This window comes from Pseudomonas sp. ICMP 3272 (assembly GCF_001466905.1).
In the GTDB taxonomy this organism is placed as follows: Bacteria; Pseudomonadota; Gammaproteobacteria; order Pseudomonadales; family Pseudomonadaceae; genus Aquipseudomonas; species Aquipseudomonas amygdali.
Window position 1 is genome coordinate 117,323 of the sequence record NZ_LKEK01000035.1, and the last position, 21,931, is coordinate 139,253.

At 60.4% G+C, this 21,931-nt stretch carries 24 protein-coding genes; 10 read left to right on the plus strand and 14 right to left on the minus strand.

From position 1 onward, the window contains the following. Positions 1–212 precede the first annotated feature (212 nt). Positions 213–2,090: a DEAD/DEAH box helicase gene (locus tag AO068_RS04305; RefSeq protein WP_058399837.1), complete on the plus strand. Its 1,878-nt coding sequence runs from the start codon at positions 213–215 to the stop codon at positions 2,088–2,090. Positions 2,091–2,540: 450 nt separating this feature from the next. On the opposite strand, the gene AO068_RS04310 is transcribed toward AO068_RS04305, so the two are convergent. The 3 genes from AO068_RS04310 to AO068_RS04320 all read right to left on the minus strand — a co-directional run bounded on the left by AO068_RS04310 (position 2,541) and on the right by AO068_RS04320 (position 5,926). Beyond that, positions 2,541–3,119 carry a YceI family protein gene (locus tag AO068_RS04310; RefSeq protein ID WP_058407742.1) on the minus strand — a complete coding sequence of 193 codons (579 nt, stop codon included), beginning with the start codon at positions 3,117–3,119 and terminating at the stop codon, positions 2,541–2,543. A gap of 27 nt (positions 3,120–3,146) precedes the next feature. Continuing rightward, a complete protein-coding gene (locus AO068_RS04315; protein ID WP_002551706.1) occupies positions 3,147–3,695 on the minus strand; it encodes a cytochrome b in 549 nt (182 codons plus the stop codon). A gap of 356 nt (positions 3,696–4,051) precedes the next feature. Continuing rightward, the gene (locus AO068_RS04320; protein ID WP_058407743.1) at positions 4,052–5,926 is read right to left on the minus strand and encodes a flavin monoamine oxidase family protein; all 1,875 of its coding nucleotides are present in this window, start codon (positions 5,924–5,926) and stop codon (positions 4,052–4,054) included. Positions 5,927–6,135: 209 nt separating this feature from the next. On the opposite strand from AO068_RS04320, the gene AO068_RS04325 reads away from it, so the two are divergent. Both AO068_RS04325 and AO068_RS04330 read left to right on the plus strand, forming a co-directional pair. Beyond that, positions 6,136–7,542 (plus strand): adenosylmethionine--8-amino-7-oxononanoate transaminase, encoded by a 1,407-nt coding sequence (locus tag AO068_RS04325; RefSeq protein ID WP_058407744.1) that lies wholly within the window; start codon positions 6,136–6,138, stop codon positions 7,540–7,542. 134 nt (positions 7,543–7,676) lie between these two features. Then, positions 7,677–8,396 (plus strand): 16S rRNA (uracil(1498)-N(3))-methyltransferase, encoded by a 720-nt coding sequence (locus tag AO068_RS04330; RefSeq protein ID WP_005743076.1) that lies wholly within the window; start codon positions 7,677–7,679, stop codon positions 8,394–8,396. 21 nt (positions 8,397–8,417) lie between these two features. Here AO068_RS04330 and trhA read toward each other — a convergent pair whose 3' ends face one another. Next, on the minus strand, positions 8,418–9,032 hold the full coding sequence (gene trhA, locus AO068_RS04335) for a PAQR family membrane homeostasis protein TrhA (RefSeq protein WP_044317446.1): 615 nt from the start codon (positions 9,030–9,032) through the stop codon (positions 8,418–8,420). A 153-nt stretch (positions 9,033–9,185) separates the two neighbouring features. On the opposite strand from trhA, the gene AO068_RS04340 reads away from it, so the two are divergent. Further along, positions 9,186–10,112 carry a LysR family transcriptional regulator gene (locus AO068_RS04340; protein WP_005731031.1) on the plus strand — a complete coding sequence of 309 codons (927 nt, stop codon included), beginning with the start codon at positions 9,186–9,188 and terminating at the stop codon, positions 10,110–10,112. A gap of 10 nt (positions 10,113–10,122) precedes the next feature. Here the strand turns inward: AO068_RS04340 and madM are convergent, their stop codons facing one another. The 9 genes from madM to mdcA form a co-directional block, all read right to left on the minus strand. After that, complete coding sequence (madM, locus tag AO068_RS04345; protein ID WP_004666470.1) at positions 10,123–10,887, minus strand: malonate transporter subunit MadM; 765 nt, start codon at positions 10,885–10,887, stop codon at positions 10,123–10,125. Position 10,888: 1 nt separating this feature from the next. Next, the gene (gene madL / locus AO068_RS04350) at positions 10,889–11,317 is read right to left on the minus strand and encodes a malonate transporter subunit MadL (RefSeq protein WP_002551699.1); all 429 of its coding nucleotides are present in this window, start codon (positions 11,315–11,317) and stop codon (positions 10,889–10,891) included. Between the two features lie 69 nt (positions 11,318–11,386). Beyond that, on the minus strand, positions 11,387–12,322 hold the full coding sequence (gene mdcH, locus AO068_RS04355; RefSeq protein ID WP_058407745.1) for a malonate decarboxylase subunit epsilon: 936 nt from the start codon (positions 12,320–12,322) through the stop codon (positions 11,387–11,389). Beyond that, entirely contained in the window at positions 12,319–12,957 is a 639-nt protein-coding gene (locus AO068_RS04360) for a malonate decarboxylase holo-ACP synthase (RefSeq protein WP_058407746.1), read from the minus strand. The genes mdcH and AO068_RS04360 overlap by 4 nt, the downstream gene beginning before the upstream one ends. Beyond that, entirely contained in the window at positions 12,951–13,751 is an 801-nt protein-coding gene (mdcE, locus tag AO068_RS04365; RefSeq protein WP_057402743.1) for a biotin-independent malonate decarboxylase subunit gamma, read from the minus strand. The genes AO068_RS04360 and mdcE overlap by 7 nt, the downstream gene beginning before the upstream one ends. Continuing rightward, on the minus strand, positions 13,748–14,599 hold the full coding sequence (locus AO068_RS04370) for a biotin-independent malonate decarboxylase subunit beta (RefSeq protein ID WP_058407747.1): 852 nt from the start codon (positions 14,597–14,599) through the stop codon (positions 13,748–13,750). The genes mdcE and AO068_RS04370 overlap by 4 nt, the downstream gene beginning before the upstream one ends. After that, complete coding sequence (locus AO068_RS04375) at positions 14,592–14,891, minus strand: malonate decarboxylase subunit delta (protein WP_004654333.1); 300 nt, start codon at positions 14,889–14,891, stop codon at positions 14,592–14,594. Before AO068_RS04375 ends, AO068_RS04370 begins: the two co-directional genes overlap by 8 nt. Before the next feature lies 1 nt (position 14,892). Continuing rightward, positions 14,893–15,768, minus strand: a complete 876-nt coding sequence (locus AO068_RS04380) for a triphosphoribosyl-dephospho-CoA synthase (RefSeq protein ID WP_058407748.1) — start codon at positions 15,766–15,768, stop codon at positions 14,893–14,895. Beyond that, the gene (gene mdcA / locus AO068_RS04385; protein WP_404944459.1) at positions 15,768–17,441 is read right to left on the minus strand and encodes a malonate decarboxylase subunit alpha; all 1,674 of its coding nucleotides are present in this window, start codon (positions 17,439–17,441) and stop codon (positions 15,768–15,770) included. The genes AO068_RS04380 and mdcA overlap by 1 nt, the downstream gene beginning before the upstream one ends. Before the next feature lie 262 nt (positions 17,442–17,703). On the opposite strand from mdcA, the gene AO068_RS04390 reads away from it, so the two are divergent. Beyond that, positions 17,704–18,108, plus strand: coding sequence for a PAAR domain-containing protein (locus tag AO068_RS04390; protein WP_058407750.1), 405 nt, complete (start codon positions 17,704–17,706; stop codon positions 18,106–18,108). Positions 18,109–18,294: 186 nt separating this feature from the next. Here the strand turns inward: AO068_RS04390 and AO068_RS04395 are convergent, their stop codons facing one another. Beyond that, positions 18,295–19,074: a ParA family protein gene (locus AO068_RS04395; protein WP_058399825.1), complete on the minus strand. Its 780-nt coding sequence runs from the start codon at positions 19,072–19,074 to the stop codon at positions 18,295–18,297. Positions 19,075–19,382: 308 nt separating this feature from the next. Between AO068_RS04395 and AO068_RS04400 the strand changes: the two genes are divergently transcribed. Genes AO068_RS04400 through AO068_RS04420 form a run of 5 tightly spaced genes read left to right on the plus strand, consistent with a single transcriptional unit; the run spans position 19,383 to position 21,931 of the window. Then, complete coding sequence (locus tag AO068_RS04400) at positions 19,383–20,102, plus strand: beta-ketoacyl synthase chain length factor (protein WP_002551689.1); 720 nt, start codon at positions 19,383–19,385, stop codon at positions 20,100–20,102. Continuing rightward, complete coding sequence (locus AO068_RS04405) at positions 20,078–20,890, plus strand: lysophospholipid acyltransferase family protein (RefSeq protein WP_058399824.1); 813 nt, start codon at positions 20,078–20,080, stop codon at positions 20,888–20,890. The genes AO068_RS04400 and AO068_RS04405 overlap by 25 nt, the downstream gene beginning before the upstream one ends. Beyond that, on the plus strand, positions 20,865–21,125 hold the full coding sequence (locus AO068_RS04410) for a phosphopantetheine-binding protein (protein ID WP_002551687.1): 261 nt from the start codon (positions 20,865–20,867) through the stop codon (positions 21,123–21,125). Before AO068_RS04405 ends, AO068_RS04410 begins: the two co-directional genes overlap by 26 nt. Before the next feature lie 9 nt (positions 21,126–21,134). Continuing rightward, positions 21,135–21,389, plus strand: coding sequence for an acyl carrier protein (locus tag AO068_RS04415; RefSeq protein ID WP_002551686.1), 255 nt, complete (start codon positions 21,135–21,137; stop codon positions 21,387–21,389). Further along, complete coding sequence (locus AO068_RS04420) at positions 21,386–21,931, plus strand: hypothetical protein (protein WP_058399823.1); 546 nt, start codon at positions 21,386–21,388, stop codon at positions 21,929–21,931. The genes AO068_RS04415 and AO068_RS04420 overlap by 4 nt, the downstream gene beginning before the upstream one ends.

A 21,931-nucleotide genomic window follows, 5' to 3' on the forward strand; every position in this document is an offset into this window, starting at 1 on the left:
TATACTCCAGCCTTCCCGCCAGGCTTACGCCCGGAGGCCCGGTCTTGCAATCGTCATCCGTTCACGCCAACAGCGCAATTTTCATCAAGCGCAGACGTCACGGAATGCACTGAAGACCCGGCAGGACCGGACGGGATCGCGTTGTCTTTACACGCCATTCGCGCCAGGCAAGACATCCCTTGAGCTTAAGCTCCAACAGAACAGGATTACTCATGTCCTTTGCTTCCCTCGGTCTCTCCGAGGCTTTAGTCCGCGCCATCGAGGCAGCGGGCTATACCCAGCCTACCCCAGTGCAACAGCGGGCCATTCCCGCCGTGTTGCAAGGTCGCGATCTGATGGTTGCGGCACAGACCGGTACTGGTAAAACCGGCGGTTTCGCCCTCCCTATTCTGGAGCGGCTGTTTCCCAATGGTGTTCCGGACAAATCCCAGCGTCATGGCCCGCGCCAACCGCGCGTTCTGGTCCTGACCCCCACCCGCGAACTGGCCGCACAAGTGCACGAGAGCTTCAAGCTCTATGCCCGCGACCTGAAGTTCGTCAGCGCCTGCATCTTCGGCGGCGTCGGCATGAACCCGCAGGTTCAGGCCATGTCCCGTGGTGTGGACGTACTGGTAGCCTGCCCCGGCCGCCTGCTCGACCTGGCCGGTCAAGGCAGTGTCGATTTGTCCCACGTTGAAATTCTGGTGCTCGATGAAGCAGACCGGATGCTCGACATGGGCTTCGTCCATGACGTCAAGAAGGTCCTCGCGCGGCTGCCGGCCAAGCGTCAGAACCTGCTGTTCTCGGCGACCTTCTCCAATGACATCACGTCGTTGGCTGGCAAGCTGCTGCACAACCCCGAGCGCATCGAAGTCACGCCGCCGAACACCACGGTCGAGCGTATCGAGCAACGGGTTTTCCGTCTGGCTGCCAACCACAAGCGTTCGCTGCTGGCGCACCTGATTACCGTCGGTGCCTGGGAACAGGTGCTGGTCTTCACCCGCACCAAGCACGGTGCCAACCGTCTGGCCGAGTACCTGGACAAGCACGGCCTTGCGGCTGTCGCGATCCACGGCAACAAGAGCCAGAACGCCCGTACCAAGGCACTGGCCGACTTCAAGGCAGGTGATGTACGCATCATGGTCGCGACCGATATCGCCGCACGCGGCCTGGATATCGATCAGTTGCCGCATGTCGTCAACTTCGAGCTGCCCAACGTCGACGAAGACTACGTTCACCGTATCGGTCGTACCGGCCGTGCCGGTCGTTCGGGTGAAGCTATTTCCCTGGTTGCGCCGGACGAAGAGAAGCTGCTCAAAAGCATTGAGCGCATGACTAAACAGAAGATCGCCGATGGCGACCTGATGGGCTTCGACATCACCGCAGTCGAGGCTGAAAAACCGGAAGTGCGTGAGCGTCCGGATGTTCGCAACTCTCGTGGTGCACGTCCTGCCGGCGACAAGAACAACGGCGGTCGTCGCGACAAGGGCAAGGACAAAGGCAAGGAAAAACCTGCTGCTGCAGCCGCCACTGGCGAACGCCCTGCAAGGCAGCCACGCGAAAAAAAACCTCGTGAGGGCACGCCTCGCAGCGAACAGCGTGCATCGCAGCCATCCATACCGCGTCCGGCGGCCGATCGTGCGCCGGACGAATTCCGCGACGACGAAGTAGACAACTTCGGCAATCGTGCTGACTACGTCAGTCCTTATCAGGGCAAAGGCCAGAACCGTGGTCGTCGTCCTGCAGCAGCACCCGGTGCAGCACCGGCTGCTGGCGGCGCAGCTCGCCCAGCCAACTCGGGTCGACCTGCGGGCGGCGCTCGTAACGGTTCCGGTACTGGCGCGCCAAAGCGCAACGGTTCGGGTTCGTCGGCTCCGCGTTCACGTGATGGTCAGCCGCGCGGTCGTCGCCCGGCACGTGAAGATCAGCCCTTGCCGCGTGAAGGTCAGGAGCCAGCCGTGCGTGCCCCGCGCGACGGTCAGCCTCAGCCGAAGATCGTGCATAAGGAATCCAAGATCGACCGTTTCCCGTCTGCCGAGCAGCTGGACCAGTTGCCGAGCCGCCCACGCGGTGAAAAACCGGCCCTGCTGACCCGCAACCGCGACAGCTGATAGCCACGCAACACCCAAAACGCCCCGACTTGCTCGGGGCGTTTTTGTTTGTCGTGTCGTTCGTTGTGTCGATGATGATCATCGCTCCCACGCTCCGCGTGGTAGCGCAGCCTTGATATTGACTATCGTGCCGACGCTCCGCGTCGGCATGCAGTTCTGGACGCTCTGCGTCCTCTTTGTTGCGCTCCGCGTCAAACACAGGTTCTGCGATGTCAGTGCCACTGTAACAAAGAAGCGCTTTATTCATCGCTCCCACGCTCTGCGTGTTAGCCCAGTCCCGGACGCTCCGCGTCCGATCTTGAGACGGCAGCGCGGCTCAGACCTGTGACGCAGAGCGTCACGAACTGCATGCCAATGCGGAGGATTGGCACGATAGTTATCTCAGGAAGTTTCAGCGCACCAACAAAAACGCCGACCCAAGGGTCGGCGTTTTGTCGATCAGGCGTGCAATTACTTCTTCTGTACGCCTTCGAAGGTGATGTCCAGATCCAGCGTCTGCGACGTCGGGCCAGGGCCTTTGATGCCGAAGTCGTTCAGGTTCAGCGTCGAAGTACCGTTGAAGCCGGCACGGTAGCCGCCCCACGGATCCTTGCCTTCGCCGTTGAAGGTTGCCTTGATCACGATTGGCTTGGTCACGCCGTGCATGGTCAGGTCGCCAGTCACGTCAGCAGTTTTCTCACCGGTCGATTTGACGCTGGTGGAAACGAACTTGGCTTCCGGGTATTTGGCAACGTCCAGGAAGTCCTTGCTGGCGATGTGTTTGTCGCGCTCGGCGTGGTTGGTGAACAGGCTGGCGGTTTTCAGCTCGACATTGATTTTGCTGGCTTCAGGCTTGGCAGCGTCGAAGCTGAACGTGCCGTCCCAGTCCTTGAAGGTACCGTGAATGAAGCTGTAGCCCAAGTGGCTGATCTTGAAGTCAACGAATGCGTGTTGACCTTCCTTGTCGATAACGTAGTCGGCGGCCATGGCCTGGCCAGCAGACAACAGTGCGGTACCCAGAGCCAGAGCGGCGAGAGACTTCTTCAACATGCTTTTATTCCCGTTTTGGTTGAACAATCAATTACGACCCAGCATGCGCTTGAGGGTCACATCGCGATCGATGAAGTGGTGCTTCAATGCAGCAAGACCATGGAGCCCCGCGAATATCACGATGACCCAGGCCAGATACAAGTGAATCCAGCCCGCCGTTTCTGCCTGATCAGGAAGGCCCGAAACCAGCGCGGGCACATCGAACAGGCCGAATACCGGAATCCCCACGCCGTCAGCGGTGGAGATGAGGTAACCGGCAAACATCACGGCAAACAGTGCTACATACAAAAACAGGTGACCGAATGCGGCACCGATGCGCGTCAACTTACTGTAGCTGGTCAACGGCGGCGGTGGCGGGCTGAGCAGACGCCAGACCACGCGGATCAACATGATCGCAAACAGGGTGATACCAATACTCTTGTGCAGATCAGGGCCTGCCTTGCGCCACGTATCGTAGTAATCCAGCCCGACCATCCACAGCCCCAGCGCGAACATTCCAAACACGACAGCAGCCACACCCCAGTGCAGCACCATGCTGACCAGACCGTAGCGAGAGGATGAATTACGTAGCTGCATTACCAGTACCTTGTCAGAAGTGTTACCAGACTAGCTTTTTATCTATCGAATGAAAGCGCAAAATTTCGCTCGGACATATCGAACAATACGATAGGTCTGTTCGACGTTTCGTATGCCGGTTCTGCTGGTGACACCAACACCTGACAGGCTTTACAGCATCTCAGGCTGTCCTCGCTGCGGCAGCATCTCGATAATTTGCCGTCAGTAATACTTTGCAATGACCATCGGCCGTTCGATACCGATGAACGGCATGATCCGCTCAGATATCCCCAGCCCACACAGACAGAACGAATTCAGCGGGCATAAAAAAAGGACGCGGTATACACCGCGTCCTCTTTGGCTCAGCTATTGCCCGGTCAGTTGTTAACGTCTGCGGGCGCTGTTTCAGCAGGGGTTTTGGCAGGAGCCGGTTTGCTCTGAGCCTTTTTCGCTGCCTCTTTTTTCGCAGCTTCCTTTTTTGCTGCTTCTTTCTTCGCCGCTTCTTTTTTGGCGGCTTCCTTGCTCTGCGGCTTTTTCGCAGGTTCAGCCTTGGTCGCCGGTTTCTTCGCAGGCTCGGCTTTTACCGGCGGCTTGGCAGGCTGAACCACCGGTGCAACCACGGGCGCCGGAGCAACAGCCGGTGCAGGCGCTGGAGCAGGCTCTACAGCCTTCTCTATCGGAGCAGGTGCCGGGGCCGGTTCTTCAGCACCACCAAACATGCGCGAGAAGAAGCCTGGCTTGTCGGCCTGCGGCTTGGCAGCTTCAGCCGGTTTGTCGGACGAACCGCCGAACATGTTGCTGAAGAAATTGCCTTCGGACTTCTGCGAAGCCGGAGCCGGCGCTTTCGGCGGTGCAACCTTGACAGGTTCGAACGACTTGCCAGCCGCCAGATCCTGGACCTGACCGGCCGCACGCTGACCGCTGCGCAAGGCACCTTCCAGAGTGCCGGGGTACAAGGTGTCGGTGTGCTCGCCAGCAAAGGCTACGCGCAGAATCGGCCGCTCCCACAGACGCCAGTATTTACTGATCTGGCCGGGACCGAATGCCAGGTAGGAACCACCGGTGGACGGGTCGACGCTGTAACGGCGGATTTCATAGCCGGTGTAGGCGCCGCGTGCTTCAGGGTAGAACGCATGCAGACGGATCAGCACCTGATCGACCATCTGCTTGTCGCCGAAGGCTTGCATGATGCGTGCGTTGTCGCCGGACAGGTTGATCACCACGTTGGCGCCGCCCTTGAGCGCGGGCTCTACCCACAGCATGCCCAGACCGGTGTTGCTGAACACCTCACCGGACATGCGTGCCTTGCTGTCCCAGACCGGAGTCTTGAACTTGAGCATGATCTGGTCGCGCCAGCCGTAGTTGGTGCTCTTGATCGCGCCCATGTGCTGAGCGTCCAGCGCAGGCGTCATCTGGATCTTGCCCAGCGAACGCAACGGCACGGCCATGACCACGTAATCCGCCGTGTAGCTGGTCGCGCCAGCCTTGACGGTGACCTTGTCCTTCTCTTGGACGACTGCCGTCACCGGCGAGTTGGTCTTGACGGTCTTGAGTTGCTTGACGAACGCCTGGGTCAGCACCGCACTGCCTCCGGGCAGGCGCGCAGCACGCAAGTCACGCTCGTCGACCGAGCGATAAACCCGCGATTGCTGGGCGAGGTACAGCAACGACAGGCGCGAAGGCTCGTCGTAGCGGGTACGGATCTGCTGATTGATCAACTGACGCGCCGTAGCAGGCAGGTTCAGACGGTCCAGCCAGTTGGCGACGTTGATCTGGTCCAGCGCAAACAGCGTGCTGTTGGACGCCGGGTTTTCCGGGTCGTCAACCGAACGCGCGAGGTTATCCAGCGTGTCGTTGTAGCGCTTGATGGCTTCGGCGGTCGCCGGCTGCTTGACGGCCAGGTCAGCCTGGGTGAAGTACACACCGTCGATCAGGTAGCTGGGCGTGCGTACGAATTCAGGCGCGGGCACGGTAGTCAGCTTGAAGCTGTCCAGGTAGCGGTTCAGCACAGGCTGAGCCTTGGTGTTGCCGATCCACTCGCTGGTCGCCAGACCGGAGCGTCCACCCAGACTCGGCTTGGCTTCCAGCACCGTCACCTGCCAGCCTTTGGCCTGCAGTTCATAGGCGGCAGTCAAACCTGCCAGACCACCACCGACGACAATGGCGGTTCGTTGTTTTTCATCGGCGAGCGTCGAAACGCTGACCAACCCTGCCACTATCAGCGCACAGGCGCGCAGCCAACCAGAAAGCATTCGGCGAACTCCAGAAAACATAGGGAAGATTGGGCAAGTCAGCCCGGCACATCGACTTGCTGCGCAGGATACGCGAGCCATCAAATAGCCGCCAGCAATGTCCATCAGCCGTTAAAACTGCATCAAAGGTTGTTCCGCAGCCGGGCATTGCATAGGCTTGCGCGATTGTTCGTCCTCGCATCAGGCGAGTCGCTACCCGGAGATTGAAAATGGGCCTCAATGACCAGTGGATGCAACGTGACCTGAAGGTCCTGTGGCACCCCTGCACCCAGATGAAAGACCACGAAAATCTGCCGTTGATACCGATCAGGCGCGGTGAAGGCGTATGGCTTGAAGACTTCGAAGGCAAGCGTTATCTGGACGCTGTCAGTTCCTGGTGGGTCAACGTTTTCGGGCACGCCAACCCGCGCATCAACCAGCGCATCAAGGATCAGGTCGACCAGCTGGAGCACGTGATTCTTGCCGGCTTCAGTCATCAGCCGGTCATCGAGCTGTCCGAACGGCTGGTCAAACTGACGCCCGAGGGCCTGAACCGCTGCTTCTACGCCGACAATGGCTCATCGTGCATTGAAGTCGCGCTGAAGATGAGTTTTCACTACTGGCTCAATCGCGGCCAGCCAGACAAGAAACGCTTCGTCACCCTGACCAACAGCTACCACGGCGAGACCATGGCGGCGATGTCGGTGGGCGACGTGCCGTTGTTTACCGAAACCTACAAGGCGCTGCTGCTCGACACCATCAAGGTACCGAGCCCCGACTGCTATCACCGCCCGGACGGCATGAGCTGGGAAGAGCATTCGCGCAACATGTTCGCCGCCATGGAACAGACCCTCGCCGAACACCACGCCAGCGTTGCAGCAGTAATCGTCGAACCGCTGATTCAGGGCGCAGGCGGCATGCGCATGTATCACCCCGTCTACCTCAAGCTGCTGCGCGAAGCCTGCGACCGCTACGGCGTGCACCTGATCCACGATGAAATCGCCGTGGGTTTCGGCCGCACCGGCACCATGTTCGCCTGTGAACAAGCGGGTATCCGCCCGGATTTCCTCTGCCTGTCAAAGGCGCTGACCGGTGGTTACCTACCGCTGGCAGCCTGCCTGACCACCGACGATGTGTACGACGCGTTCTACGACGACTACCCGACCCTGCGCGCGTTTCTGCACTCACACAGTTACACCGGCAACCCGCTGGCCTGTGCGGCGGCGCTGGCGACACTGGATATCTTCGAGCAGGACAACGTCATCGAGAACAACAAGGCCCTGGCGCAGCGTATGGCGACAGCCACGGCGCATCTGGCCGATCATCCGCACGTCGCGGAAGTGCGTCAGACCGGCATGGCCATCGCTATCGAAATGGTTCAGGACAAAGCCACCAAGACCGCCTACCCGTGGCAGGAACGACGTGGCATGAAGGTCTTTCAGCATGCGCTGGAACGTGGCGCATTGCTGCGGCCACTGGGCAGTGTGGTGTATTTTCTGCCGCCGTATGTGATTACCCCGGAGCAGATCGACTTTCTGGCCGAGGTGGCCACCGAGGGCATTGATATCGCTACGCGCAGCAGTGTCAGTGTTGTTGTGCGCGAGAACTTTCATCCGGACTTCAGGGATCCGGGTTAGGGGCTAAAACCAAATGCAGCCGGACTGGCGCCTTCGCGAGCAAGCTCGCTCCCACTGGCTGGGGCTTGTCCGAGCGACCTTAGCTGGCTCGCGAATGCACCCTCACAAAACGAACACCAGAACCGAGACACACCATGAGACTGTCCCGCTTTTTTACTGAAGCGCCGCTGAGCCTGGGCGAGCACGAACTGCCTGAGGCCCAGGCGCATTACATCAGCCGCGTGCTGCGCATGACCGAAGGTGACGCGCTGCAACTGTTCGACGGATCGGGCCAGGAGTTTCGCGGCACCTTGCTGGAAGTCGGCAAGAAGCGCGTGCATGTGCAACTGACCGAAAGCTTTGCCGGGCAGGTCGAGTCAGGCCTGCGCATCCACTTGGGCCAAGGCTTGTCGCGTGGCGAACGCATGGACTGGGCTATTCAAAAGGCCACCGAGCTGGGCGTCAGCGAAATTACCCCGATTGTCAGCGAACGCTGCGAGGTGCGCCTGAAGGACGAACGCGCCGAGAAGCGCCAGGCGCACTGGCAACAGATCGCAATCAGCGCCTGCGAGCAGTGCGGTCGATCGGTGGTGCCGGTGATTCATGCCCCGATGCCGCTGGCCGAGTGGATCAAGCACACCGAGGCCGACCTGAAACTGGTCCTGCACCCGGTGGCTGAACCTCTGACCAGCCATGACAAGCCTGCCAGCCTGGCCTTTCTGATTGGTCCGGAAGGCGGTCTGAACGATGCGGAAGTCGATCAGGCGCAAGCCGCAGGCTTCCACGCTGCGCGCCTCGGCCCGCGCGTTCTGCGCACTGAAACCGCCCCAGTGGTCGCGCTCAGCGTGGCGCAGCAGCTGTGGGGCGATTTCTGATCACTGATGATCGTCCCCTCCTCACAGCACATAAAAACAAATCGCCACGAAGTGCATCAAACTGCCGCCGATCACGAACAGGTGCCAGATGCCGTGAAAGTGGCGGATCTGGTCGTAGGCGAAGAACAGAATGCCGACGGTGTACAGCACACCGCCGCCGGCCAGCCAGATGAACCCCGCCAGGCCGAGCGCAGCAATCAGTGGCTTGACCGCCACGAGGACGATCCAGCCCATCACGGCGTAGATCACGATGGACATGATTCGCGCTTCGGAACGGGGTTTTATCTCCTGCAGAATGCCGATCAGCGCCAGCCCCCAGACGATACCGAACAGGGTCCAGCCCCATGCGCCGCGCAATGTCACCAGACAGAACGGCGTGTAACTGCCCGCAATCATCAGGTAGATCGAAAAGTGATCGACCTTCTGCATGATCGATTTCGAACGGCCCTTGACGCTGTGGTAGATCGTCGAAACGCTGTACAGCGTGACCAGACAGGCGCCATAGATCGCAATACTGACCACCTTCCAGACATCGCCGTGCAGACTCGCCATCACCAATAGCCAGATTGCGCCGACACCGGCCAGTACTGCGCCCACCAGGTGGGACCAGGCGTTGAATTTTTCTCCGTAATACATCCGCTCAATACCCTCTTGTGGCAAAACACTGGGAGAGAGGCTCGCGGTTATTGAAACAAATCGCAACACCCTGTTTCAGTGACGGATATTTTAAGCAGCTATCGGCGCACGACTTGTGCACAATCAGCGCACATCAATAACCAGCGCCACGACATGCAGATCGATGACGAACTGACGCTCAAAAAACTGGAAATATTCCTGGCCTTCATGCGCACCGGCAATCTGGCGCGGGCGGCGGAGGAGTTGCAGACCAGCAACGTCAGCGTGCACCGCGCCATTCACTCGCTGGAAAGCGCCCTGCGTTGCCCGCTGTTCAAACACGAAGGCCGCAACCTTACGCCGCTGGAAAGCGCGTATGTGCTGGAAGAGCGTGCGCAGAAACTGGTGCAGGATGTGCTCGCCACCGTAGAGCTGACCCGTCAGGCGGCAGGCTTTTCGGCGGCACGCTTCCGCCTTGGGGCTTTGTATTCACTGACCGTCAAGACGGTGCCGCAGCTGATCATGGGCCTTAAAATCCGCCGCAGCGAGCTGAATATCGATCTGATTCTGGGTTCGAACATGGACCTGCTGTACAAGCTCAAGAACATGGAAGTCGACGCCATGCTGGTGTCGCTGGATGAAAGCACCCATGACCCGGACTGCGAGCAGCTGGCGTTGTTTTCCGACGATATCTTCCTGGCTGTGCCCACCGACTCGCCGTTTGCCGAGCACAGCGAGGTGGATCTCAGCGACCTGCGTGAAGCGACATTTATCACCCTCACCCAAGGCTTTGCCACTCATCGCGATGGCATACGGGTGTTTCAGCAGGCCGGGTTCGAGCCCAAAGTGGCGATGCAGGTCAATGACATCTTCACCCTGCTGAGCATGGTCAGTTCCGGCGTCGGCTATGCGCTGCTGCCGGGGCGCATAGCCGCAGTGTATGAAAACCGTGTGCGGCTGATTCCATTGCAGAGCCGCTACCGGATGCAGCAACACATCGGCATGGTCTTTCTCAAGTCCAGAGAGCGAGACCCTAACCTGCTGGCGCTGCTGGCCGAGTGTCGGATGTATGCGAATCGCCTGCTGGAGCAGGCGACCTGATCGAAGGGATCTAACCGACGATTGCGCGCACGATGAAATACAGCACCGACGGCCCCAGCAGACAGCCCAGTCCTGTATGAAAAGTGGCGGTCAGCGCGCCATAAGGCACCAGACGCCGATCCGTTGCCGCCAGCCCTGCGGTAACGCCGCTGACAGTACCCGCCAGACCACCGAAAACCATCGCCGAACGCGGGTTGTCCAGCCCCATCCAGCGCGCCGCCATGGGCGTACCGACCATCACCAGAATCGCCTTGATCAGGCCGGTGGCAATCGACAGGGCCATCACGTCGGAGGTCGCACCCAACGCAGCACCGGTCACCGGGCCGACGATGTAGGTCACAGCACCCGCGCCAATGGTGGTCATGCTGATTGCATCGCGGTAGCCAAACACCCAGGCAATGCTCGCGCCCACGATAAACGGCAGAATCGTGCCCAACAGCAAGGCAATTGCTCCGATCAGCCCGGCCTTGCGTGCCTCGGTTGCCTGCACTTCAAAGGCAGTCGCCACGATGGCGAAGTCACGCAACATCGCCCCGCCCATCAGGCCGATGCCTGAGAACAGCGCCATATCGGCAAGCCCCTTCTGGCCGCCGGTCAACGTGCCGCCGACCCAGGCCAGAATCAGCCCGATGACAATCGCGATGGCCGAGCCATGCACCCGGCCGAAGGTCAGGCGCTTTGAAAGCACCACCGAGACCCACATGATGATACCGACGAAGGCAAATGCGGTGATCAGCCCGTTGTGTTCAAGTCCTTTCTCGATGAGGTCCCACATATCAGCGACCTCCAGCCGGGGCTATTTCAGGCTTGATCACAGGCGTCAGCAGCGGCTCTTCCTTGGGTAACGGCTCGCCGCGATTGGTACGACTGATCACTGCGATGGTGCAGGCACACAGCACCACCGAACCCACAGCGGCCAACACCGCCACCGGCCCGCCCTTGAGTGCGGTCACAACGTTTTGTTGAGCGGCCATCGCCACCACGACCGGTATGTACAGCGCGCCCCAGAAACCCACGCCCATTTCGCAGTCCTTGGTCATGCCGCCGTGTTTCTGCATCCACAGACGTGCGCAGATCAACAGGATCATGGCGATCCCGACCCCGCCCACATTGGATTTCACGCCCAGCAGAACGCCGAGCATGTCACCGAGAATCACGCCCGCGAGCGTGCAGATAGCTAGTAGTGCAACACCATAGATAATCATTGTTGTTATTCCTCTGTTTGCATTGCTGAAGTTGTTGTTTTTGTCCTTCGTAGCAGCTGCACGGCGGCTCTATGGAGTGCGGCGACCCTCCTCGCGCGACAGCGCGATCAGGCTGTCCAGACGCGCAGCCTGAAAGGCCAGCGCTGTTCCTTGCTGGAAGACTTTGCGCGCCAGCCCGGTCAACACGGCACCGGGCGGCAATTCGATGTGCAGGCGCACGCCTCGCTCCCAGGCAGTTTCCACGGTGCTGCGCCAATCGATGACCCGGCACATGTTGAAGGCCAGGTCGTCGCGCAGTTTTTCGGCATTCAGCAGCGGACGCGCCGTACTGCCGCTGAGGTAACGTATCTTCGGTGCCTGCAACGCAATCCTTGAAAAGGCTTCTGCCAGTTGCTGCGCGGGAGCTTCCAGCAAGGCGCAATGCGACGGCACGCTGACCGCAAGACGCTTGACCGCCGCGGCCCCCGACGCCTTGGCCAAATGACCGACCTGCTGCATCGCCTCGGCGCTGCCCGAGATCACCATCTGGTTGTCGGCGTTGATATTGGCGAGAAACACCGGCATTTGCGGGCTGTGTACTTGCCTGATCAGCGCCTCGACCTGTGTCTGGTCCAGACCGATCACCGCAGTCATGCCATAACCTTCGGGCCAGGCGTTCTGCATCAACTCGCCGCGCAACGCGACCAGGCGCACGGCATCGTCAAAGGCCAACGCCCCCGAAATCACCGCTGCCGGATAAGCGCCGATGGACAGCCCTGCAACGTAGTCCGGCACACAGTCGCGCGCCTGCAACAGGCGGGCGCAGGCGACACCGGCGATCAACAGGCAAAGCTGGACGGCGCGGGTCGCTTGCAGCGCCTGAGTGCTGTCCAGCGCCAGTACGTCTTCGCCCAGAGCATCGGCAGCTTGCTGCAGGCAATCGTGGACGACAGGGTCGTCAGGCAACTGATGCAGCATGCCGGCCTGCTGCGCGCCCTGACCGGGGAACACCCACAGGCTGCTCATGCGCACGCCTCGATCAGATGCCACGGATCTGCAACCAGCCGCGCCCCTGCTGCGGTCTTGAGCAACACCCGCCCCGCTGGCCGCGCCCATTCACGCAGCGCCACAGCGCCATGATCGAGTTGCAGCTGGACATCGACCCGGCAGACCGATGTTTCCAGCGCCTCGACCAATTCGGCTGCGCAACTGCGACTTAACGGCTCAGGCGTACGCAAAATCAGGTCCAGATCGCTGTCCTGATTCAACGCCGCAATACCACTGGCCAATTCGAACCCGGCGCTGCCACCGACACCCCAGACCAGTTCCAGCGCATCCATCACCGGGCGGACCTGGCGCAAGGCACGCAACGCGGGCCAGCCCTGAGTATTCTCGGTCGGGCACAAGACCAGTTGTTCGGGGGTTACCCGCCGATAGACATCCGTCAACAGCATGCTCGCGGCATAGCGCTGCTCACGACCGTAGCCGCGCAACCCCACGGCCACCTGACCGGCTGGCATGGCCTGCCGACGCACCACGACCGGCTGCCCGGCCAGCACCGTTTCAACCGCCCATTTGGGCGCATCGTCCGGCAAGGCAGACAGTGGCATGCCCCACAGCAAATCATGGGGCAGTACTGCGCAAGCGCTGTCGATCACCATTGCGCCCGCAGCAACTGGCGCACGGTAGCCGATGCCGCACGATTGCTCGCGCCCAGACGGCTGCTCAGGTCGACCCCGCTGGCCTGCACGTCTTTGATCGCGCTGCTCAGAACATTGCGGACCTGAGTCAGGTCGTTCGCAGTGGGCTGCTCGATCTGGCTGACCGAAAGGGTTTCCCACAGCAGACCAAGGCTGGCATAGCTGTCGATGTCGTAGGCCATTGGCGGGATGCTGGCGGCGAGCTTTTCCAGGTCTTCGACACTGCGCAGCGTTACCCGAGCGGCGGAAGCCTTGCCCATCGCATGCACCATCACGCCGGGATCACGCAGTGCGATCAACCGATTGGCCTGATACCCGTGGGCCAGAAACGCGCCGGACATAGCCTTGCCGACCAGCAGACCAATCACCGCATGCCCGGCAAGACGTGCCCGCGCATAGCTGTCCACCGCACCGGCCAGCGCCTGATGAATGCCCAGCGCTTCTTCGCGGCGGCCATAGGCCTGGCTCGGCACATCGACAATCGCAATCAGTGCACGTTTTTCGGCGCGGTCGCGGTCCTGCTCGATGGCATCATCCACAGCTTTGGCCAGGCCCCAGCCTTCCAGCAGACCGACCTCGCCCTGACGCGCCCGAGGGAAACGATTGCCGGTATCGGCAACTACCGCCACAAAGCGCACTGGCTGGTCGCCCAGCAAGCCATCGGCGACCTTGAGCGAGGCAGGCAGACCGTCAACTTGCGTAGCACCTGCGCTCAACGCGTTGAACCAGTGCAAACCCCGTTGTGAATAGCTCATGACCGGGCTCCTTGATAAAGGGTGCGTACACGTTGCGGATCGATTTGCGCGTCGGTGTCGAGGCTGGTGAGGCGCTGCAGAAACAGTTCGTACTGGCTACTGCGATGCGCTGCCGGTACGCCCTGCTTGAGCCAGCCGCTGACCTGCTGCCGGACATCGGCCACATCGTCTGCGGCAAAACCGTCCACCAGATCACTGGCAAACCGCTGCTCGCCACCGGTCAGGCTCCAGATGAACGGGCGGTCACGGGAGTCGTATTCTTCGATGCCGGCTTCCTGCTCGATCACCTGCGGGCCGTTCAGGCCCAGGCGAGCTTCCTGGGTCACCAACAGATAACTGCACAAGCCAGCAGCGATGGACATCCCGCCAAAACAGCCGACGCTGCCCGCCACTACGCCGATTACCGGCTGGTACTGACGCAAATCGACCATCGCGGCATGAATCTCGGCAATCGCCGCCAGACCCAGATTGGCTTCCTGCAAACGCACGCCACCGGTTTCCAGCAGCACGATGGCTGCGGTGGGAATACCGTTGCGGTTGTCTTCGGCGGCCAGCTCAAGCGCACCGGCCATTTTTGCGCCGCCGACTTCGCCCATGCTGCCGCCCTGAAACGAGCCTTCGATGGCCGCAATGACTACCGGCCGTCCATCAACAGTCCCCTTGGCGACCACCACGCCATCGTCGGCTTGAGGGACAACGCCTTGCCTGGCAAGCCAGGGCGACATGACGCGATCAAACGGGCCAAGCAATTCGCGGAAGCTGTCGGCATCCAGCAGAGCGCGGGCGCGCTGTCGGGCACCGAGTTCGATGAAACTGTGCTGGCTCAACAAGCGTGCATTATCAGTCATGACCGATCTCCTCAAAGCCCTGCTCCAGGCGCAAGCGCACCACGCCGGGCGTTGCCCCGAAGTCATGGATGTCGATGCTCAGCGCAGGCGGGGTCTGGCCGTCGAACATGCGCTCGAAAAGATGCTTCCAGCGCAGCGAGGCACCGTTGACCGAGGTCACCACCTGAATCGACAACTTGCCGGGCGAACCGGGCTCCAGCAGTACTTCCAGATCACCCGAGCCAACCACGCCCACCAGCGCGCGGCCTTTGGGCGGCTGTCCGGCAGGAAATTCAAAAGACAGGGTTTCCATTTCAGGCACTCCTCGAAACACGGCCGAGCGCAGGCTCCAGGCCGTCGATAAACAGGCAGGCAGCCAGCAGATCAGCCGCGCCGCCAGGCGAAGCATTCAGCGCCAGCAGTTGCTGATCCAGTTGGTTCAGTGCGCGACGCCCGGCAAGGCTGGCACTGCCGCCAACGTCCAGCACGTGCTGAGCGCCGCGCTGCATGGTGTGCAAGCCTTCGATACCGGCACGATGCAGCACGCAGGTGTCGGACAGGGTGGTCATGATCGCCAGCAGCGCATCCAGTCGGGCGTTCTGCTCGCCACTGCCCGCCGCGCGACTGCGTTGCAGTTGCGGCAAGGCGAAATCCCTGACTGCCGGGAAACCTTGCTGCGCCTGTTCTCGGGCGCCCATTACACCGTAACGGCGAACCACTTCATTACCGTGACTGCCTTGCACGAGCACTTGGCGATCCTTGATCTGCGCCAGGCTGGCAGCCCGCGCGAGCACGGCTTCGGGTGCGCAGTTGCGGGCGTCCAGCGCGGCAGCCGTCACCAGCAGGCCCAGTGCCCAGATCGCACCTCGATGAGTATTCACACCCTGGGTGGTGCGCAGCATCGTGGCTTCGCCATCGCGACCGAGACGACCGAGCGCCTCACGTAATGGCTGGCCCACCGTGTTGAATTGCCCGGCGGCGTCAGCCATTAACTTGAAGGTCGGCCACAGTGACAGCGCCGAGGAATGCATCAGGCCCAGATGCAGGTCGGTGTGTGCGCCGCTGCCACGCCGGTCCACCAGTGCAGGCTTGGGCGACAGGTCGGCTTCGGCGATCAGGGCATCGACGGCCAGATCGGCCAGTCGCTCGGCAAGCGAAGCAGCTTGCGGTGTCAATTGAAGTGCGCTCATCACCAACTCCTGAATTTGGCAGGCGGGCTGTACAGGCCACCGGACCACTGAACCAGATCGGCAATGCTCTTGGCCGCCAGCAGTTCACGGCTGGCATCGGTACGCCGGATACCCAGGTCTTCCGGAAGCGCGATCAGCCCTTCACGACGCATACGTGCAGTGTCTTTCGGGTTATGGCGCAAGCCGATCACGGTCACGCCCGCCACGGCGGCGATCATCGCCTGACGCTCTTCCAGGCTGCGGGCCTTGTAGAGGTAGGCGATGCCTTCTTCGGTCAACAAGTGGGTGACGTCGTCGCCGTAAATCATGATCGGTGCCAGCGGCATGCCGCTTTTCTTTGCCACCTCGACCGCATCGAGGGTTTCAACGAAGGTGGGTTTACCGCCTTCCTGAAACGTCTCGACCATCTGCACCACGAGCTTTTTGCCGCGTTCCAGATAGGCATCCGGGCCGCTCTCGTTCTGTTGGCGCATGTCCAGCCAGGCCGGAGTGGCATGACGTCGGCCGCGCGGATCATGGCCCATGTTCGGCGCGCCGCCAAAACCTGCCAGCCTGCCACGGGTGACGGTCGAGGAATGCCCGTCGCCATCCACCTGCAGGGTCGCGCCGATGAACAGGTCAACGGCATATTGGCCAGCCAGCTGACAGAGTTGGCGATTGGAACGCAGCGAGCCGTCGCGTCCGGTGAAGAACACATCCGGGCGCGCAGCGATGTAGTTTTCCATGCCCAGTTCGGTGCCGAAACAATGCACGCTCTCGACCCAGCCGCTTTCGATGGCCGGGATCAGCGTCGGATGCGGGTTAAGCGTCCAGTTACGGCAGATCTTGCCCTTGAGGCCCAGCGACTCGCCGTAAGTCGGCAGAATCAGTTCAATGGCTGCGGTATTGAAGCCAATGCCGTGGTTCAGCGACTGAACGTTGTGTTTTTCGTAGATGCCGCGAATCGCCATCATCGCCATCAATACGTGCACTGGCTTGATGTGCCGCGGGTCGCGGGTGAACAGCGGCTCGATGTAGAACGGCTTGTCGGCCACCACCACAAAATCGACCCACGAGGCCGGAATGTCCACGCGAGGCAGTTCGCTGACATCATCCACCAATTGATTGACCTGAACGATGACGATGCCATCGCTGAATGCGGCCGGCTCGATCAGCGCCGGGGTGTCCTCGGTGCTCGGGCCGGTGTAGATGTTGCCTGCCCGGTCGGCCATGAAGCCTGCGGCCAGCACCACGTTGGGAATCAGGTCCACCACCAGCCGCGAATACAGTTCGATGTAGGTGTGGATCGCACCGATTTCCAGCAGGCCGTCTTCCAGCAGTTGGCTGATGCGCAGGCTTTGTGTGCCGGCAAACGAGAAGTCCAGTTTGCGTGCGATGCCTTGCTCGAAAAGGTCCAGATGCTCGGCGCGGCCAACGCTTGGCATGATCATGTGCAGGTCATGCACCTTGCCCGGATCGACTTTGGCCAGCGCGCGGGACAGGAAGTCCGCCTGCTTCTGGTTGTTGCCCTCAAGCACCACCCGATCACCGGAAACCAGCAAGGCCTCCAGCGCCGAGACAATCTTGTCGGTCGGCAGCACTACGCCATCGGCCAGCGCCCGCACCTGCTCCAGACGCCGCTGCTTCTCGGTGCGACGACGTGTCCAGCGTGCGTCGGGGGAAGTTGTTGTCATGATCGCTCCACGATTTTGCTGTCGTGGGCCACCTTAGGAGCGATAGGGGCAGGCATCAATCAAGCAGCGAGGCGAATCGTTACGGCTGGAGTAACGATAGTAAAAGTGATCATTTTTTGATCACCTTTATTGGTGCCCGTAACATCCGCGAAACGCCCTGCTGATCTTTGTGTAGGACCGGTCTTTAACAGAACTTCTGCGCACCTGAGTAGCGGTTTTACGCCTAGCCTTCAGGCTTCCAGACCTCAAAGGAAGCACTGCCATGTCGTTCATAGTCAGGGAAGGCGATCTCACCACCACCGGCGGTTTTGTACTGAGCGCATCGGCAAGCGAGGTCATCGACCTGCGTCGCGTGGCCCGCATGGGCGACCCGGTGTGGTGCCCGGCATGCGGGGAGATTGGCTTCATCGCCCAGGGCAACCCTACGTATGTCGACGATCTGGTGGCGGTCGCTACTCAGGGTCATGAGGTGCAGTGTGGCTGCGCACCCGGCAGCAATACGCTGACCACCTCGCAGGAGCACGTCCGGGCCGACATGGACGCGACCGTCGACATCCCCGGAGAACTGGCCTCGACAGCGCGACTCTATGCCGAACATCTGGCGCGCTCATTGAGAGACGGCAGCTATACGCCCGAAGTACTAAGGCCTCTTTCGCAGCCATGTTGAGTTGCGAATCTCGTGCCCATGCTCCGTAGTCAGCATACACATGCTTTGTGGGAGTGAGCTTGCTCACGAATGCGGTGGTTTAAACGCCCTGCTTTCGGGGTCTGTACCGGCCCCTTCGCGAGCAAGCTCGCTCCCACATGACTTGCGTTTCAACTATAGCGCCAAGGCTCCGTATAGGTATGCCCATCACGGATGGGCGTTGGTCTCGAGCAAGTGATGCAGTTCCATGAACTGCTGCGTCAGTTTGTGCCGTGGGTCCAGGTGGATCAGCGGCAGGTTGGCCTGATGAGACTCGCGCATTTTCACCGATGCGCCCAGGTAGACCGGCAACACCGGCAGACCCTCGGCGATCAGCTCGTCGAGCATCTGCTGCGGCAGGCTGGCTCGGGGCTGGAACTGGTTGACGATGATGCCTTCAACCTGAAGATCTTCGTTGTGATCCTCTTTCAGCTCCTCGATCTCGCGCATCAGCCCGTACAGAGCTTGTCGGGAAAAACTGTCGCAGTCGAACGGGATCAACACACGATCAGACGCAATAAGCGCCGAAACCGCATAAAAGTTCAGTGCTGGCGGCGTATCCAGATAAATCCGCTCGTAATCCTCACTCAATTCGTCGAGCAGTTTGCGCAGCTTGTTGATCTTGTGTTTCGCCTCAAGTTTGGGCTGCAAGTCGGCAAGCTCGGCAGTGGCCGTGACCACATGCAGGTTATCGAACGGTGTTTCATAGATATCGACGTGGTTTTTCTTGGCGAACGGTGCTGCTGACAGCGTGTTCTTGAAGAACTCGGCAATACCCATCGGAATATCCTGACCGGTAAGCCCGGTGAGGTACTGAGTCGAGTTGGCCTGGGCATCGAGATCGATCAACAACGTCCGATAGCCTTCGTGAGCGCTGACTGCAGCCAGATTGCAGGCGATGCTCGATTTGCCTACACCGCCCTTCTGATTGAATACCACGCGACGCATGCTTTGGGTTCCTTGAAAGATGAAGAAACAGCAGGTGTGGCCGATAACGACCTTAAGAGGTGTAGAGTCTAGGCAGTGCATATGACAACAGCGAGCTTATCGCAAAACGGCACGTACCTGCCTGTCATCCTGAAACCAGACTTGAACTTTAAAATACACGTCTGTAAACGGTTTTTATGTAACAAATTTGCTAGTAATGACCCCCATCGGGATAATGCGCGCACTCGGTCAAATTACCGCACCCAGGCTGATATCTACCTGATATCGATGTAGCGAGAAACAAGCCCGCAGGGGCGGGAAGAGAAGTCTTGATCACCTTCAACATTGCACGATGGCATGCCTGGGCTCCGGGCCTGGCGAGCGCTGACGACTGGTTGCAATGGAGCCGCAATCCGACGTTGCTGGAAACCAGTGACGCCGCGCCAGACGTGTCTTTCCTGCCTGCCATGCAACGCCGCCGCCTGGGCCGCATGGCCAGAATGGCATTTGCCGTCGGCTGGCCATTGACTGAAGGCTTGGGACGCGTACCGCTGGTGTTTGTCTCGCGCCACGGAGAAACCCCGAGAACGTTTGAAATTCTGCGCGATCTGGCCGCGAACGAGCCGGTTTCACCGACCCAGTTCAGCCTTTCAGTGCATAACGCAGTGATTGGTCTGTGGTCGATCATGCGCGGTGAAACAAGTGAGATGACAGCCCTGGCCGCCGCAGGCGACGGGCTGGAGTATGGAGCGTTCGAGGCCGCAGCGTTGCTGGCCGAGGGTGCAGAAGCAGTATTGCTTGTGGTGACTGAAGAGCAGCCACCACACGCTTATGCACAATGGATTGATGACGTGCCCTTTCCCTACGCGGTCGGCTTGCTGCTGACGCCCGGCAACGAGTGGGAATTGTCTTTGCACAGCGACACACAAGGGAACCCGCAGACTCGATGGCCCCACGCATTGAATCTGCTGCAAGCCTTGCACACTGATCAATCCGTCTGCCTGCACCCCTGGAATAACCGGTTATGGAACTGGCAACGCAAGAACTGAAAAAACGTCAGGATGCTTATTACTGGCGTTTGCTGGCAACCGCCTTCAGCTTTGCCCTGTTCGGGTTCAGCGGCCTGTGTCTGCGCTTGTTCGTTTTTCCGATACTGAGTTGCCTGCCCGGCAGTGTAGCCAGTCATCAGCGCCGCGCCAGGCGGACCATCAGCCGCCTGTTCTGGCTGTTCATCCGCATCATGGCGCGCATGGGCGTGTTGACCTACGAGGTGCAGGGAGCCGAAAAGCTCGGCCGCCCCGGGCAGATGATCATTGCCAACCACCCGTCACTGATCGACGTGGTGTTCCTGATCGGGCTGGTGCGTGACGCCAATTGCGTGGTCAAGCGCAGCCTGTGGGAAAACCCGTTCACCCGCGGCCCGGTGCGCTCCACCGGTTACATCAGCAACGACGGCAGCATGGACATGCTCGATGCCGCCGTGGAGCGCCTGCAAAGCGGCCAGACACTGATTATTTTCCCCGAAGGCACCCGCACCCAGCCGGGTCAGCCGCCGGTCTTTCACCGGGGCGCGGCCGCCATTGCACTGCGTGGCGCGAGCATGATCACCCCGGTGACCATCAAGGTCCAGCCGACCACTCTGACCAAGGCCGAGCCCTGGTATCGCATTGCACAACGCCGCGTGCACTTCAGTTTGCGCGTCGGTGCCGATATAGACCCCACCGCCTTCAGTTCGCTGGGTCCGCCGCCCGTGGCGTCCCGCAAGCTCAACGATTACCTGCATGACTATTTCACCAAGGAGCTCGCCTCAGATGAGCGATCTGCACCAGGACATTAAATTGTTGATCATCGATGCCCTGGGCCTCGAAGACATCACCCCGGAAGATATCGGCAACGATATGACGCTATTCGGCGAAGGACTGGGACTGGACTCGGTGGATGCGCTCGAACTGGGCCTGGCCATCCAGAAACGCTATGGCATCAAGATCGATGCCGATGCAAAGGACACCCGTAACCATTTCGCCAGCGTCGACAGCCTTGCGGCCTTCGTCAGCGCCAGACAACCGGCCTGAGAATTGAACATGCAAACCCGTGAAGACATCTTCGAAATCCTGCGCGCCGCAATGGTGGAACTGTTCGAACTGGAGCCTGAGAGGGTCACACTTGAAGCCAACCTGTATCAGGATCTGGAAATCGACAGCATCGATGCCGTGGACCTGATCGACCACATCAAACGCAAGACCGGCAAGAAGATTGCCGCTGAAGAGTTCAAATCAGTCAGAACCGTGAACGACGTGGTAGAGGCCGTCTACAAACTGGTCAATACGGCCGAATGAAGCGGCTGATTGGCCTGATTCTGGTACTGGCCGGTGTGCTGTATCCGTTTGCCGTCTACTGGGGAACCGAACACTTCGCCCCGTGGCAGTTCGCGCTGCTGCTGGGCAGCCTGTGGCTGGCGCGCGCACTGACCGGCGAGCGCAAGCCAGGCAGCCTGGCGATGGCGATTGTCGCCCTGGTTTTTTGCGTGGCGCTGGGCGTACTCGACAGCCACCTGATGCTGCGCTGGTATCCGGTACTGGTCAGCGCGTTCATGCTCGGCCTGTTCGGTTCAAGCCTGGTCTACGGCCCGCCGATCGTGGAAAGAATGGCGCGCATAAACCGCCCTGAACTGCCCGAGTCCGGCATCCGCTACACCCGTAAAGTCACGCAGATCTGGTGCCTGTTCTTCCTCGCCAATGGCCTCACGGCAGCCATACTGACGCTCTGGGCACCGTTGTCCTGGTGGACGCTGTACACCGGCCTGGTTTCCTACGGGTTGATGGGCCTGTTGTTCGCTGTTGAATGGATAGTCCGCCCACCCGCTGCGGGCGGCAAATGA